Annotated in this window: 18 protein-coding genes and 1 pseudogene; 9 read left to right on the forward strand and 10 right to left on the reverse strand. The window is 37.5% G+C overall.

Annotated elements, in window-relative coordinates; all coding sequences use genetic code 11:
- Both CFPU101_RS23480 and CFPU101_RS23485 read right to left on the reverse strand, forming a co-directional pair.
- Positions 1 to 187, reverse strand: a 187-nt coding sequence (locus CFPU101_RS23480) for a hypothetical protein (RefSeq protein WP_206818068.1), incomplete at its 3' end; no start/stop codon positions are given.
- A 37-nt stretch (positions 188 to 224) separates the two neighbouring features.
- Positions 225 to 515 carry a hypothetical protein gene (locus CFPU101_RS23485; RefSeq protein ID WP_206818071.1) on the reverse strand — a complete coding sequence of 97 codons (291 nt, stop codon included), beginning with the start codon at positions 513 to 515 and terminating at the stop codon, positions 225 to 227.
- A 130-nt stretch (positions 516 to 645) separates the two neighbouring features.
- On the opposite strand from CFPU101_RS23485, the gene CFPU101_RS23490 reads away from it, so the two are divergent.
- From CFPU101_RS23490 to CFPU101_RS23505, 4 genes are all read left to right on the forward strand, one after another.
- Positions 646 to 1,410 carry a hypothetical protein gene (locus CFPU101_RS23490; RefSeq protein WP_206818072.1) on the forward strand — a complete coding sequence of 255 codons (765 nt, stop codon included), beginning with the start codon at positions 646 to 648 and terminating at the stop codon, positions 1,408 to 1,410.
- Between the two features lie 134 nt (positions 1,411 to 1,544).
- Entirely contained in the window at positions 1,545 to 2,648 is a 1,104-nt protein-coding gene (locus CFPU101_RS23495) for a hypothetical protein (RefSeq protein ID WP_206818073.1), read from the forward strand.
- Between the two features lie 17 nt (positions 2,649 to 2,665).
- Positions 2,666 to 3,268: a response regulator transcription factor gene (locus tag CFPU101_RS23500; RefSeq protein ID WP_206818074.1), complete on the forward strand. Its 603-nt coding sequence runs from the start codon at positions 2,666 to 2,668 to the stop codon at positions 3,266 to 3,268.
- Positions 3,269 to 3,390: 122 nt separating this feature from the next.
- Positions 3,391 to 3,543, forward strand: coding sequence for a hypothetical protein (locus tag CFPU101_RS23505; RefSeq protein WP_206818075.1), 153 nt, complete (start codon positions 3,391 to 3,393; stop codon positions 3,541 to 3,543).
- Positions 3,544 to 4,320: 777 nt separating this feature from the next.
- Here CFPU101_RS23505 and CFPU101_RS23510 read toward each other — a convergent pair.
- Entirely contained in the window at positions 4,321 to 4,470 is a 150-nt protein-coding gene (locus CFPU101_RS23510; protein WP_206818076.1) for a hypothetical protein, read from the reverse strand.
- A 34-nt stretch (positions 4,471 to 4,504) separates the two neighbouring features.
- On the opposite strand from CFPU101_RS23510, the gene CFPU101_RS23515 reads away from it, so the two are divergent.
- The gene (locus CFPU101_RS23515) at positions 4,505 to 5,488 is read left to right on the forward strand and encodes a hypothetical protein (protein WP_206818077.1); all 984 of its coding nucleotides are present in this window, start codon (positions 4,505 to 4,507) and stop codon (positions 5,486 to 5,488) included.
- Complete coding sequence (gene dnaB, locus CFPU101_RS23520) at positions 5,481 to 6,830, forward strand: replicative DNA helicase (protein ID WP_242578222.1); 1,350 nt, start codon at positions 5,481 to 5,483, stop codon at positions 6,828 to 6,830. The genes CFPU101_RS23515 and dnaB overlap by 8 nt, the downstream gene beginning before the upstream one ends.
- A 218-nt stretch (positions 6,831 to 7,048) precedes the next feature.
- On the opposite strand, the gene CFPU101_RS23525 is transcribed toward dnaB, so the two are convergent.
- The 6 genes from CFPU101_RS23525 to CFPU101_RS23550 form a co-directional block, all read right to left on the reverse strand.
- Positions 7,049 to 7,441 (reverse strand): hypothetical protein, encoded by a 393-nt coding sequence (locus CFPU101_RS23525; RefSeq protein WP_206818078.1) that lies wholly within the window; start codon positions 7,439 to 7,441, stop codon positions 7,049 to 7,051.
- Complete coding sequence (locus tag CFPU101_RS23530; protein WP_206818079.1) at positions 7,419 to 8,201, reverse strand: hypothetical protein; 783 nt, start codon at positions 8,199 to 8,201, stop codon at positions 7,419 to 7,421. The genes CFPU101_RS23525 and CFPU101_RS23530 overlap by 23 nt, the downstream gene beginning before the upstream one ends.
- Before the next feature lie 280 nt (positions 8,202 to 8,481).
- Positions 8,482 to 9,033 (reverse strand): hypothetical protein, encoded by a 552-nt coding sequence (locus CFPU101_RS23535; RefSeq protein ID WP_206818080.1) that lies wholly within the window; start codon positions 9,031 to 9,033, stop codon positions 8,482 to 8,484.
- Between the two features lie 19 nt (positions 9,034 to 9,052).
- A complete protein-coding gene (locus tag CFPU101_RS23540; RefSeq protein WP_206818088.1) occupies positions 9,053 to 10,246 on the reverse strand; it encodes an XRE family transcriptional regulator in 1,194 nt (397 codons plus the stop codon).
- Positions 10,247 to 10,258: 12 nt separating this feature from the next.
- Positions 10,259 to 11,695: a 7-cyano-7-deazaguanine synthase gene (locus CFPU101_RS23545; protein WP_206818089.1), complete on the reverse strand. Its 1,437-nt coding sequence runs from the start codon at positions 11,693 to 11,695 to the stop codon at positions 10,259 to 10,261.
- On the reverse strand, positions 11,692 to 12,333 hold the full coding sequence (locus tag CFPU101_RS23550) for a hypothetical protein (protein WP_206818090.1): 642 nt from the start codon (positions 12,331 to 12,333) through the stop codon (positions 11,692 to 11,694). Before CFPU101_RS23550 ends, CFPU101_RS23545 begins: the two co-directional genes overlap by 4 nt.
- A gap of 1,197 nt (positions 12,334 to 13,530) precedes the next feature.
- On the opposite strand from CFPU101_RS23550, the gene CFPU101_RS23555 reads away from it, so the two are divergent.
- The 3 genes from CFPU101_RS23555 to CFPU101_RS23565 all read left to right on the forward strand — a co-directional run bounded on the left by CFPU101_RS23555 (position 13,531) and on the right by CFPU101_RS23565 (position 15,061).
- On the forward strand, positions 13,531 to 13,857 hold the full coding sequence (locus CFPU101_RS23555; RefSeq protein WP_206818091.1) for a hypothetical protein: 327 nt from the start codon (positions 13,531 to 13,533) through the stop codon (positions 13,855 to 13,857).
- 261 nt (positions 13,858 to 14,118) lie between these two features.
- Entirely contained in the window at positions 14,119 to 14,667 is a 549-nt protein-coding gene (locus CFPU101_RS23560; protein ID WP_206818092.1) for a siphovirus Gp157 family protein, read from the forward strand.
- Positions 14,668 to 14,872: 205 nt separating this feature from the next.
- Positions 14,873 to 15,061, forward strand: coding sequence for a hypothetical protein (locus CFPU101_RS23565; RefSeq protein ID WP_206818093.1), 189 nt, complete (start codon positions 14,873 to 14,875; stop codon positions 15,059 to 15,061).
- Here the strand turns inward: CFPU101_RS23565 and tuf are convergent.
- A pseudogene (gene tuf, locus CFPU101_RS23570) lies at positions 15,061 to 15,231 on the reverse strand (elongation factor Tu); the annotation flags it as partial. The gene CFPU101_RS23565 and the pseudogene tuf overlap by 1 nt on opposite strands.

Here is a 15,231-nt window from a genome sequence, read left to right on the forward strand (position 1 = left end):
TGAGGGTAACAGCTTTATTGAGATAAGGAGATGCGATCGCCTCGATTTCCTCACGAGAGAGAACGGTCGTTGCTTGTACCTCAATTTTTTTGAAGATTGATCCTCTTTCTTCTAATGACTGCGCGTTGATGGTTTGCGGCTGCCAAAGTAAAGCAACTAAATACAAAAGTAATATCAAATATGACACTTTAGCTAAAAATTTAGAATTCTCTGATTTCCAACAGCTAACTCAAATCTAGACTCTGTTGGATTTTAAAAAGATAATCGCACAACCCTAATAGATTCTCAATGTCTCTTGGTGTAGAGATTGTGCCTGCCATCCAAGCATAAATTGTTTTTGCTTTCCTTTGCGTAATTCGCTCTAGTAGATCCAGACAAGCTGCCGAATATCGTCTATCTTCGGGACTAATTTGGTAAATAATGGGTACCCAACGACTGCAGAATTCCCCTACTGTTATTCTTTTTTTGCTTAAAAACAACCATTCTTCAATCTTTTGTTCGGGGAAATTAGACATTTAAAATTTTCTAAGTTTTTAGAAAATAATAGCTTAAATCTGTAGGATTCTCAAATATTTAATCATAAAACTGGGTATTATAAAGGAAACAAGCAGCTATTGAACGCTTCCTTTGTCTTTGCTCGTTAGCATGAAGAATCTCCATATTTTGTATATTGATCCTGAAATCAAAACAGCCGGTCAAATTGTTAGTTATTTCAATCCTAGAGTCTATTCAGATGAGATCAATAAATATTTTCAAGACGAAAAAGAAGCAGTCAAGTATCAATTTATTTTTATTCATAAAAAAGATTTCAAAGAAGGCTTCAATACCCTTAAAGCTCACAATGCAGACCCAATCGCCAGTCAAAGAGGTCTACCGCCAATCGATTTTATTATTTTCACGCTTCCGAAAACCTACAATCGAGTTAAGGCTAATCAAAAACATTCGTATTTAGATTTTTTAGAAAAGATCCACTTTTTAGGAATGGAGCGGCTGGGTTTGTGGAGGGGTTTCTGGGCGATCGGATATCAATTCACTGAGACACTTTGGCGAGAACTCAGTTGGTATGGTGTTCGTAACTTTCTAACCAAACCCGTTATCATTCAAGATCTAGAAAACCAACTTAACCAATACATGGAACTCACTGAACCTTCCCCAAACGCTGCTTTAGAAACTCGCCCTCCTAAAACTTTAAAATCGGGGAAAATAGTAACGCAACGATTCTTACGTCTAAAAAGCTCAGATGGCAAACCCGTACACATGGCTTTACCCTCCATTATCCAAACCAACGATGTGAAAGGACAAGCCGTCTGGCAGTACAGTTATCAAACCGAAGGCAATCAAGAAGAATTAGAGAGCAATGAAAACCCTGTACAGCAGGACATTGAAGGCTATTATTCAGAAATTAGATAAATATATGAAAATCAATCTTTACGCAATGTAAGCTTTCTTGACTCTTATGCTTTTTTTTGTTATCACTTAAGAGTGAAAATAAAAATTAGAGCGCAGCAATCGCCTTGCTCTATCAACTAAAAAATTGTAACGATATGATAACACACACTTTATCCCCTCAAAGTGCAGATTACGCCTCTTTTCCTGGCTCTGCACGCTCTCTTTCATACTATCTTTTGTGTGGTCAAGACTATCGACAGCAACAAGAAAATCTAACCCCCGATGATTTTAAAGAGTTTAGAGAAAAAGAAGGGAAATCTTTTGTCGAGCTTTGTCTAAAATTGCTTAAACAGTGGGAAAACTTGGATGATTGTCTACAAAGCAGCATTCTTGAGCTTCAATTTCCCAAATATCTATCCGCGTCGGCGGCTGTTGCCTTATTAAAAGTTCCCCTCGACGGACTAAAAAACTGTCTTTCTCAACTCAACGAGTTTATTCAAAAGCAAGGCGCACTCACCTCAACAGACATTAGTAAAATCGCTCAATTATTTCACATTAAACCAAAACGTTATTTAATTCTTGGGGAAGTTGCCTCCAACAATGACTGGGAATTTACAGTCAAAAAACTCAAACTTAAAGATCCTGAGCAAATTAAAAACCTAAAAGAACAAGCGCAAACATTAGCGACAGTAGAAGTCCTCACCGATCATATCGTACAAGCCTCAGACCTTCTCGGATACGACATTGCAAAACTCCTTCCTAAACCGAAAAAACAGTTTACTCAAAAAGATTTAGATCTCGCTACAGAACAATTAACCCGAGAAAATGTAACTCTTAAATTAGAAAAAGAAGCTCTTTCAAAACAAATTCAATTTCTTAAAATACAATCAACTCCAAAGCTTACAACCGAGCCTCAAATTGAGATTTTAGAGCAATCAGAAACAACAGAAAGTGTTGACACTTTAGAAAAACAGTCAACTCTAGAGCAACTTAACGACGATGAAGTGCTAAATAAGGAGGATTTATCGCCATCTTCACCCTTACCCCCTTTTATCCCTGGTATGACGGTTAAAGTTCAAAATACTAATCAAATTGGAAAAATCAAGCGAAAATCTTCTTCTGGATGGATAGTCAAACTCCAAAATGGTCTTTCTAAAATTTTTCAACCTGAACAGTTAGATGTGATCAGTCATCCGTCTCAGAAAAAGAATAGCCCACCTAAGTTTAAAGGATTCGGATTAAGCCCACATCCTGCCTAATTTTTCCTTTTTTATCGATGCTGGATACTATTACTTCTTCTGTCGTTCAATGGGATATTTTAATTGTCTCTAATAATCTTTGTTTTATTGAAGGACTCAAACGAATTTTAGAAACTATTGATTCCCTTCGATTTCTCCATCCGTTGAACGAACCCGAACAAACTTTTTTGTTGCTTGAACACATTCGACCTGATTTTCTGCTGGTTCAACACCCACAACAGGATCGATTTCTCTATCAACTTAAACAACGTTATCCTCGCATCTGTTCAATCACGCTTGATCAAAAATCTCCTTACGGTGATTACTGCATCAGTAGTGGAATCTCTTTTAGACAACAACTACAGGAACTCCTGCAGCAACAATTACAAGCGCGTCTACAATTTCCTATTAAAGGTGTTCCTCTCTACCATAACCTTATTCAAAAAGTTCAATTTACTCAACAAGAACTAAATATCCTTGCACTTTTAACCTATGGCTATAACTACGAAGAAATTGCCGACAAATTGAATCTTTCGCGGAATACGATTAAAAAGTATGTCAATCTCTTACGAGATAAAGTAAATGCCAAAGACAAGGCACATTTAATTTGTATTGCCCTTAGAAGCGGGTTGATTGCTTAATCGTTCTTTTGACTCAAAAAAGTAATCATCCGACGGGTGTCATAGATTTTTGGCTAAATATGTACGACTAAATCAGGTTGAACGTAAGACCAACCTTTGATGCTCTCTAATAAATTCAAACAATGCTCAAACCTACTCCATCATCTATCAAAATTAAATTCTTAATCGCTTTCTATTCCGAGCAACTTCCTTTGGCTAATCTTCAAGGCAAAAGTGTATTGCGATCCTATCTCAAGCAATTAGAAGGGAAGTTAAATAAAACTCAGGCATCGTGATTCTGTTACTCAAAAAGTATTATTTGTCCTCTTTTCCCTATTTCCCTCTATCGATTTTCAGGGTACACTAGATGACAACCTTATTATGAGCGATGCGGCAACCAAAGAAAGCAAGTTCCCTTAAAAAGCCATAACGCCGTCTCGATGATTGGCAGTCAGACAGACGACGTTTCCCTAGGGGCTTCTCACGCTCAACCCAACCAAAAAAGGAAAGGATACAAAAAAGGAGGTGAGATATGTAAACTAATTTTTGATCGATTGGCGAAAGTCTTTTGATAGACTATTTACGCTAGCTGTAATAGTAGCGATAGCACCTATCGTAACGCATTATTGCAGTGATAGCAAGATTTTTTGTCAAAATTTACCCAAGTGCGGTCGCAGCACAAAACGACGCTCTTGGCAATCGCTCATTCCCTAAAACCATTATTCGTCAGAGCTAAAGAAGAAAATTGGAGATTTTTCGTAAGGACAATTTACGCGGCAGACAAAGCTCAGTAAATATATCACTTGATTAATGTTTTACTTAGTGGACATATCACAACTGTAAACACTGCAATTGCTTGCCAACGTACTGCTGAAAAATCAACCAACAAATTCCAATACCTCCATTATGGCGGTTAACTGAGTATTGTTGTAGCGTAAATTTTCCTAAATAATCTCCAGCCGTAACACCCACAAGCAATTCAGGAGATTACATTCATGAACGCTTTAAACACTCAACATAGAAATGGACGACAAAGCATTCAGTCCACTGCACTCAACCGACATCTAATTCCTTTAAACAATAATCAACACCTGCGGAATGCAGTCGACCGCCGTATCGCTGACTTTCAAAGTGCGGAAGGCACCGCCGCTTGCAAATCGACTTTGAAAGTCGGTTTGGTCGGCGGTCAGCGAGCGGCACGACTCTTGGATAACGGTTGGCAAAATCGTTCCTTTACTACGGTTTTGGAGGTGTAGGATGGCTAAACGAAACATCAGATATTCCGTAGGCTTTGACGGAAAAGAATTACAAGGTTATTTCATGATTTCTAACAAAGATGCCGCTACAGCGATTTTGAACAGGTTAACTGGCTCTCAACTCAGACTATGGCTCTATTTAATGATGGTTGATTCCTTTGCCGATCAAGCGAACGATGGGGAAAAAATTTATCACACTATTCCCTCTCCTCAAGAAATCGCTACCAAAATTGGGGCTAGTCCCGACACGATCGAAAAAGATATGAGGAAATTGAAAAAGCTGGGTTTATACGAATATCGGATTACCGCTTGGCAGGGTCATAATTTATCGGCAGCTAAAGCAAGAGAAGAATCTGAACGACTGAAAAATAAGAAAACTACAACAATATCAACGGCTAAAATCAAGACACTGCAAGCAGTCGGACTAAATAAGCACCAAGAAAGTTTAAATAATCCTTCTGAGAGTTTAAATAAGCCCCAAAAAAGTTTAAATAATCTTTCTGAGAGCTTAAATAAGCCGCCAGAAATCGCTGAAAGTATTGAAAATACAGAGGTTTTGGCCTCGTCTCAGACTACTCAGACTTATTCAGACTTTAAAAAGACTCTCTCAGAAGACGAGCGAGAGAGATTTTTTTATTTTGTAAAGCAAGAAATAAAAAACTTTCGTGAACCGATTAAGGATCTAGAAGCATGGCTGGCCTCTTATAACGCAGCAGGTCAAAATCGTTGGGAAGTATATTACAAAATGTATATTTTTTCTTGTCAAGGTAAAGATCCTTATCAAAACTCATCGTGCCACGAAAATTTAGACGGCTCAAAAACAACACAATGCCTTAGTTTACATGAAGAAATCGAGCAACAACGACAAGAAGTGCTGGCTTATTACGCTTCATTGCACGAAAACGAGGAAAAACCCGAAACACTTGCTGATAATGAACATGAGAAGGAAACCGAGCTAAATCAGGAGGAAAACCCTGATGTCTGACCGTTTACCTCCGCAAAACATTGAAACTGAAGAAGCCATTTTAGGCGGTATCCTTCTTGACCCAAAAGCTTTAGACCGAATCATCAATGAACTTCCCGCCGAGGCGTTTTACGTTGAAGCTCATCGCAAGATCTATAAAGCTGCGATCGCTCTCCATCGCAACGGGCAACCCACTGACTTGATGACAGTTTCAGCTTATTTAGCTGATTTTGGGGAACTCAACTGGGTTGGTGGTTTAGCACGACTGGCGCAGTTGGTAGATCGTACTGTTTCAGCCATCAACATTGATCGCTATGCCGCTTTGGTGATGGATAAGTATCTGCGACGGGAACTGAGTCGAACGGGAATGCAGATTCATGATTTGGCTCATGACACCACGAGTGAGCTTAATACAATTCTTTACCAATCAGAACAGCAGTTATTTCAAGTCTCTAACCGAAAGCAGTCATCAAAAACACAGCCTAATCTTGATGTAGCGATTGCGGCTTTCAATGAGCTAGAAAATGAAAATCCGATTTATCCGACTGGAATCTATGATCTTGATGAATTGATTGCTGGATTTGAGCCAGGAACGCTGACAATACTTGCAGGACGACCATCAATGGGAAAATCATTTTGCGCGATGTTTCTCACTTTACAGATGATCGTCAAGCATGAATTATCTGTTTTGTTTTTCTCACTGGAGATGACAGCTAAACAACTAGAATATCGTTTGTGGAGTTTGCTGAGTGTTCATCCTGCTTATCGTCATCTTAATTCACTTCCATTGATGAGCGAGCGCATCCGTCAACATCGGGCGAATAGGCAAAAGTTATCTCAAGCTGAGATGGATACGATTATTAAGGTTTTGGGAGTAGCAACTGAATTACCGCTTTACTTTAATGATGATCGAGGGATTACGGTTAGCGGAATGGCTTCAGAATGCCGTCATCTAATTAGTGAAGGAAAAAAACTAGGTTTAGTGGTCGTCGATTATTTACAGATGATGGCAAGTGATACTAGAGAGGGCAATCGAAGTTATGAACTTGGGGATGTGGCTCGTGAACTTTATAAGATGGCAGGAGATCTCAATGTACCGATTCTTGCTCTTAGTCAGATTTCAAGAGCCGTAGAGACGCGAAATAACAAACGTCCGACGATGGCTGATTTAAGTCAGTCGGGAATTCTAGAAATGGTGGCTGATAACATCATCATGGCTTACCGAGATGGATATTACAACCCTGATACGCCAGAGCGAGAAGTACTAGAGCTAATTGTCAGCAAATCGAGACATGGCAGCACTGGTACGGTGAAATGTCTCTTTGAGCAGTCCTATGGTCTGATTAAGAACATGAGGGGGTGAGTATAAATATAGGCGATGCTAATCCGCAATGGAGCGATCCGCTTGCGGATCTGCCGAAGGCAGCGCGTATTCTCCTTACTGGATCTCACCTCGATAACGGTAAGGCTTATTAGATTTTATACAATACACCAATACACAACGTTTCAATAATTTTGCATAATTTTATTTTTCCAAAAAATAAAAAAAGAATTAAGATTTTAGCTTAATACGTTAATATGTTAAATTATATCAGTTTGTTGGCTTTTCCAAGTTTTAAAGTCTCTAATCCGTAAGTCAAATCGTTTCTCAAATTCTACTGGATTAAAGTATTCTAAAATCATTTCGTTACCTTTGAAGAATAAAGATATGAGTTCAATCCAAACTTTTATATCAATATCACCATCTATCCTCCAAAGCTTAATTTTTTTATAGCTATCATGATTAGGTAATGATGAATGTTGACGTTGCTCGTAGTGAGCTTTTAAATAAATTTTCACTGCTCCATCAACATGACGCAAGATTTTTTGATTAATGTCTCGTTCACTATGAACATACTTGTTAAAGTAATAACTTTCAAAAGAAATCTTAATATTTGATATTTCTAAAACTTCAAAAAAATTCAATTCGATCAAGACTAATTCCTTCTGGCTCAAATAAAGAATTTTCATTTCTTTTAACTATGGCTAAACCAACGCTATTTTGCTCGTCTAAATTTTCTTCATCAAAAGGAACTCCATACCAAGTATCAAGTTCAATGATTTGCTGATAAAAATCTTTCGGCATAATTCTTTGATGATCTATCGCAATACGAAATTGATTCTTTGTTTTCGTGAACATATAAAAGGCTTGTAAAGCTCCCAGAAAATTAAAGTTTGGATTAGAGCTATACCCTCTCCGAAGAAATTGATGGTAATGAAGAATGTGATTTTTATATTCTATTCCTCCCTCCATCAACGTAAAATTATCATCAATGTAAAGTAAGTTATCTTTATCTAACTTATTTTTAAGCTCAGGATAAATTTCAAAAACTTTACTGTTTTCATTACTTTGATTAACAACCTTTTTAAAAGATAAGTAGCTGCGTTGAACTTCGGTGACTATATAATAAACAGCAAGTCTATTTTTTTGGTGATCATTATCCCATTTAGAATTCCGGCCAAGCATCATGAAAACACCATCAGGAAAACTGCTTATTAATTGTTCAATCTCTGTATCAGTAGAACAAGATAAGTAACTAAAAGCTTCATCAACCAGTTCACCCATTAGTTCACTAATCGGATGTTGGTTTAGAGGAAATAAGTAGTTTGGTAGATATATTGGATATATATTATAGTGCCTAGCTTGTTCTACTAAACTTTTAAACTTTCTTCTGTTAATAGGTAATTCATACATAGTTTAATACTTTGCTCTAAAGCTAATAATAAATTATATATTTTTATTTTAATATTATTTAATAATAGCACCTTTTAAATAATTTTTGAATTGATGTCCATTCTCCAGATGATTCTTGCACAACAATGGTTTCATTTTCTGCTTTACTTGCTAGAAACGTTTCGCTTATCCACCATCTCTATAATCTTAAACAGAAACTTTCCGCATATTAATTAATAGTTATACAGCCTTTTTAGGTTACTCGTAAATATTTGGTTTAGCTCTTCATAACCTGTTAAGCTCACTGTATCAAATTCTCCCACCAACTGAACAAAGGATGACTTCTAGACGGTCTATATCGTCCTTTAATCCTAATAGCAGTTAGTATAGCGCGTAATTCAGTCAAAGCAGGATTTGTCTTTTCTGACCAATTTTTAATTATTTCTAAGGTTGATAAAATTTGTAAATGAGGTGCTTCTTTTTGAGAAAATGAAACTGCTTTTCTATCATCAGTAGCAATTGCCCACCCTCGGTTAATTGAAATAGCACAAGTTGCAGACTCACCATCATCACCTAGTTCAAAAGCATAGTTTACAAATGTTTCTTCCTCTAATTCTGTCTCAAAATCCACTACTAAAAGTAAACCCTGTGTAATGGCTGTCTCAAACTGAATTGCATCTTCATTCTCTTCGTCTTTGAGGCGTTGAAGGGTTATCAGTTCTTTCTCTCTCACAACTTCGCTAACCACAACCTGAGCAGGGATAGACTTCAAAATTGCAATGAAATGCCCCGAAGCACAGAAGTTCAGAACGCAACAAGCGTCAAGAACTACATGGGAGTGTTTAATTTGCATAACCTAATCTCCCAAATTTCTATACTTGACGCAAATCTAAATGAGCAGTTTCTTCCATTATTCCGCTTGAATGCTCACGTAAGGCTTCTGCAATACGCCGAGCTTCCAAGCGATCAACACCGAGGAGATCTGCAAATCGCCCTTCAGTTATAAGTCCTTGATCTAAAGCCTCAATTGCAAGGTGTTGATAGTGAATGGGTACTATATCAGCACGCTGTTGGATTTCTTTTAAGTCTAGCTCTTGCTGTACCTTTCTTACCTTCAATCCTCGATCACGTAACCGATCCCAAGTCCCAGACGGCAAAAGCCTCATTTCTTCCAATCGATAAACAAGTGCTTCTATAGATACACCATAGTAATGGGCAAGCGTAAACAGATTAGTTGGAGTGAACTTGTCATGAGTACGATACATATCATTAAAGCGTCTGAGTAAACTACTTGTGGGCATTAAAAAATATTTTGGAAAAGCCTCAGCTAGTCGCTCACTCTCTGGTATTCGTTGATATTGTCCCTCAAAATCAACTACAGGCTTTCTTCTATGAGCAAGAAAATGAAGGTATCCATGAGCCATCGACCAACGTCGCCTTTCTTCATAGTGATCTAAATTAATCGCCATACAGCCACCAAGCTGCTCATCATAGCTATAAATTTCTGAGTATTTTGCTGGCATCTTCAGGTAAAAAATTCGGAGACCTACACTCTGTTCTAGGATGTTTCGCAGGAGTGGAATTGGACTATCTCCAAGCCCAAGTCGCTGCCGTTCCGCGATCGCAATACTCTCAGCGGCAGCTTCTATTGGCATATCGGTTACGTCATACTCATGAGGATAGTTCCGAGGAAGAGGAGCATCCATAATTTTTTCAAGCTCTAGATAGTTACGACATAACTCTTCTAAACGCTGGATGATTGGCTTAATTCGTTCTTCTTCCTTCTCATTACGCTGATAAGTAGCTCGAAACTGAACCTCGAAAGGCTCAATGACAGGGTTAGAGCGAACAAAATCACTAACTGCTCGCCCGTAAGCACGAGCCAGTTTAATCAACTCATTTGGTTTAAGGCGACGTTCTCCTTTCTCAATAGCAACGATAGTAGTACGCGCAGCATCAATAACTTTAGCAGCATCAGCTTGAGTCATATTGCACTTCTTACGCGCCTGTTGCAGAAGTTCTCCTAGATTTTTCAGGTCAATATTGTCCAGAATATTTGTAGCCATAGTATTTCTCCTTCAGCCTTGTTGAGCAGCAACCAGATAATCATCCGTTGTTTGGCCATTACTAATTTGATTCAAGATATCTGCCGAGATGCGAAACCCTACAATGTTCCACTCTGCGATATAGGTTTGGTATAGTCGAATCAAATATTTTTGCATATCAGTAGGCATTAAATTTTCTGTTATCGCCACCCGATCTACAATATCATCCAATTCTGGAAATCTTTGAGTTAAAGATGCCCATTGAAGATTAGGAGTGTCTGAAACATCTAGTAAACCTCGAAGAGTAGACACTTGGGCTAGCATATGTCGCAGATGTAAGCTCGTTTCTCCTGCTGGTTTTCTCCCATGAGGTACTACGTAACGAGTTTGGTCTTTGATCGTTGAAGCAGCAAGTGCTTGTTTTCTCAAGATGCAAGATGAGCAGTATCCACATTGAATGGGTTGCTGACGATGTGGCCTATCACATGACATCGTTAACGACGGCAAGTCATTTCTCACATCTTTAGTCAATGTCTTGCACATTTCGGCTTTAGTCCAGAAAAGGAAAGGGTTTTTCACCCTAAATTCTTCTCCTAAAAGCTCTGAAATGGTGTCACTTACCTTTAGCAATGTTAATGGGTGAACTGATCGGGAGTGATCGAGTCCTACAGCAGATTTACTATATGGAAGGTTAATTGCTCCAATTCCATTTTCGTATAAGTACAAAACTCGCTGATTCATTAAGTATGCACAAGCCGCACCCAGTAACATAAATACAATGCCTCGCGCACGCGAAATCTTATTCTTTTTATGCAGGCTACTCTCAGAGAAACGGATTGGAACACGGCAAAGATTTAGTTGATTGGGAAAAGAAGGTTGAAGTACTTTAAATACCTGTTCTTGACGAGCGTAAACGTTATCGCTGCTACCCGTTCCAAACAGCATAAACGAACCCTCATGATTTGTTTTAAGGCGAGTATAAAGACCAGCAAGTGCATCAAGTCCCCCACTCCAGAGTGTCACCTCATCTACGTAAGGATCTGTTGCTTCAAGAAGAGGTTGCTGTTCTACAATACGTCCTGAGTCAAGCCTTTTGTTAAAATCGAATAACCATAGACTTCCAGTAGCCCACTCAAGCAAATCAGAAAGTTTCTCCTGTAAGGAAGTGGTACTTAGTAACTCTGGGTGACGTACTGGAAGAATTACACGAATGCGAGTCTGTTTTTGTCGTAGATTTTGAAAGGTAAGACGATCTGTTGCATGAATTGCAACAGCAAGATCAATCAGGTCAGCAATGGGCGATGGAAACTTTTGTTGTACCCGCCATCCAAACCCTCTGTCATCCACTGTAAGTCCTATTAGGTTAACTTCATCTCTGACATGCTTGATAAATTGAACATTTCCATTACTATTCGCTACGGAGCTAAAAATTAAGGTATAGTCACAATCGTGTGTTTTATGATTATTCATAATATTTGGCCTGCTAGAAGATCCTCATTGAGATCTATTGCTTTCCGAGAAGAACGCCGGGGTAGAGACAATTTAGCTATACTTTGTTTATTAATTGCATCTTTAGCCCATTTGTTGATAGCAATATTGATATTTGGCTGTATTTCTTGAACACGTTTTGAAAGAGTTGTTCGAGCAACACCAGCATAATGTTCAATAGTTAGGGAAATGCGCTCTCTAAATTCTGATTCATATACTTCATTCATATACCGTCTTAGAATTACAACTGAAGGATTACCAACGTCTACTTGTTGACCATATCTAAAATCGTGAAGAACACTTTTAGCAGCTCTTAGAACAAGTTCTTTAAGACCTGGTCGCCCATTAGATTGCTGTACTAACTTATCAAATTCCATACTCAAAGTAGCATAGTCTTCTGCTTCAAGTTTGTTGACAGCACTGATAGCTTGGACAAGTATTTCCGCCATGCTTTGAGCAAGCATAACGGGAAGATCACCTTTATCCTTAATGTCTTGCTTAAGTTTCTTTAGCACAACCCGAGCGCATTCATTACTGGTTGCCTTTCCTTCACAAAGCCATTTGTATGGCTTCTGATAAAGCCGCCTGAGTCCACTATGAACAATATCTCCATCGGGCATAGTATTTTGCCTTTGGTAGTCGGAATTGATTTCTACTATCAAGTTATCTTGCTAATCTGACATTGTCAATGATTAAAGCTAAATTTATTTATAAATGTCAGTTCAGAACGTAAGTTAAAGCTTATACTGCGTTTAATGTATGTGTTTTATGCTTGAGGAGCGATTTACATAAAAGTTTGCATACGTTCTCTATTTGGACGGGCTGTATAAAAACGCTTAGGTACACTAACTGCTCCTGTGGCAATAGAGATGTTGAAGTAAAAGAATAATCGAATTGGCTGTAGATTTGAGTGCATCTGGCAGACTTGGGCAATTTAGGATTCTTATCTTTCAAGCGGCATGAGTAGCCGCCGTTCAATTGCTTTCATCAAATCAGAAGCTCTACTTGCTCCAAAGATGCTCAAAGTTTTTGTTAGTTGATCAACTTCTGCGATTTCATTCTGCCTATGTTGAACACCTAATCCTCCAACATGCAATGCTTGGAACGCCGCATCTATTATTCATAGCCTTCAGCTCCTGCTATAAAATGGCAGTTTATTGAAATTGAGACTCATTAATTGTTCTACCCAATTCGTCATAAATGTCTGATAAATTATCCAAATATCCTCGTCTAAACCGAGCTAAAAGTCACTATTTTTCATTTTTTTCAAACGACCGATATATTTTTTTGTCTCTTCCATCGAAGAACTCGTCCTTTTAAAGCTGAAAATGTATAAGCTAAAAAGATTAATAAAACCATTATAGTTGCTCTTTATAAAAAAGCTTTTGACCCCTTAGTCGTTATAGCCTCTACTTTTACAATATTTGAACATAGCATCAAGTCCATCTCGTTTTTTATAGACGGCTACTCCTTTTAAGAAATGAAGAAGATTAGTCAGTAAATCCCATATTTGTTCCTCCTTTTTACCTCGATCCTTTCTTGAGCCATAAATCCCAATTGTGCCTTGCTTAAATTCTTTTTATTTTTTCACTTTAATCTTTGTCAGAAATATTTTGACTCTAGATTTAATCTCGACACTATCTACTATAATTTTCTACAATCTTTGCAGTATCAGGGAGGCTTGAACAAAGAGGAGAAACTTATGACATTAAATTCTTTTGGATTATCTCGAGCTAATTTTAATAAATTTGCTAAATAATTTATCTTTTTTCCCTGCGTTGCAGGGAATGATTACCTCTTGAATTAACAAAAGTATTATGTCTTATTACGAAGCTCAAACCGTTGAATCACATGGTATTCCTTACATTGAATATCGTACTGAGCCTGAAGATGAAAAATATCTTATTACTATTGAATTTAAACCTTTATCACCTTTAACAATTCATCCTCAATTTACTTTTGGTGAACAAGTCTTCTTAAAAGGGACAACTGACTCTTTTCTAATTTGTGCGTTAGAACTTGTAGAAACCCATGACCAATCACAATGGTTGTATGGAATTCGTCTTCAACAAGGAACTCAAGAACTTATGTGGTTCCAAGAGACAGAATTGACTAGAAGTCTTGAAGCAACTGAGGAGCTTTAATTAATAAACGCTCAACTCAAACTAAAAAAACAATTCATTTTTTGACGGAGAGAGTTAATCAACATAAAGCGATTATTATCAATTTTTTGACTAATCGTTTATTAGAAGTTAGCTAAACTCTCTCTACTGCTTAACCCAAAGCTCCTATAATATTTTTCAACTCAATGAGAAGCAAAAAGCAGCCGTGACTAAATAACTGTTACAACGGCTTAATATAGGAAAAATCAGCCAAGAATCATTTGAAAGATTGCAAGGTTATTGATGCTAGAAACCCTCTACCAACTCGATGAAGAACTAGAACTAATTTTAGATGCTTTAGAATCAGATGATGAGCAATCTAAAAATTTTGCCGAATCTCATTTAGAAGAACATCTTTTTCCCCGAATAGAGGAAAAGATAGATTTATATACAACAGCTATCCGAAAATATGAAACTCAAGTCAAATATCAAAAAGAAGAAGCTCAACGAATTCAATCTCTGGCGAATACCAACGAAACAACCGTCAAATGGCTTAAATCAAAGCTTCAAGAATTTATGGAACGTCGATTTGAACAGCTTGGCGAACGAGGTAAAAAATTAGAAGGTAAGCTCTCTAAAGTTAGCTTATGCCTGAATGGAGGACTACCTCCAATTTGGATTAATCCTAACTTAAAAGAGCAAGATTTTCCTCAAGAATATCTAGAATATGTCCCTCGCTTAAAAAGAACGGAATTAATTGATGCAACTATTAATCTAGGTGAAATTCGAGATCTACAAGGACGCTTAATCGCTAAAGTTATGCCGAGAAATTATCATCTTCGGATTAAATGAGTAGCTAAATTAGCCTATCACAACGTTTTTTAGAGATTTGACTAAACCTAAAAGTCCAGTTAAATCTCTATCTATTAAATCAATTGACTAAATACTAAAAGGTTTATTTATCTCCTAAAAATTTTAGCTAAATTGTATTTTTGTTTAATCAAAATATAAGAGCAGTGCAACGCACTGGTTAAATAATCAGTGAACAAGAGGAACTTTGTATGGCAAACTCTTTAAAAAAAATGCGTCTCATTCAACAATAGCTTATCTCGATGCTTGGTTGTCTTGTTTGCTCATCTCAGACGACGTAGAAAAAAGTACTGAACTAACTCCTGATGAACAACTTTGGTATGAACTCCAAGAAAGTCAATATTTAGCATATTCAGACTGGGATTTACATTTCTAAATCTCAATTTTAATGCGATCGCCTGGCATAACCATTTCTACTGCATCTCCATCGTCGGAGGTATAGTCTTTGATGGTTCCTGTTACGTCGGTTGTCCGTACATAGAATTGAGGGCGATAGTTTTTGAAGAATGGGGTATGACGACCACCTTCTTCTTTGGTTAATACATA

Origin of the sequence: Chroococcus sp. FPU101 (assembly GCF_017312365.1) — a bacterium.
Taxonomy (GTDB): domain Bacteria; phylum Cyanobacteriota; class Cyanobacteriia; order Cyanobacteriales; family Microcystaceae; genus Chroococcus.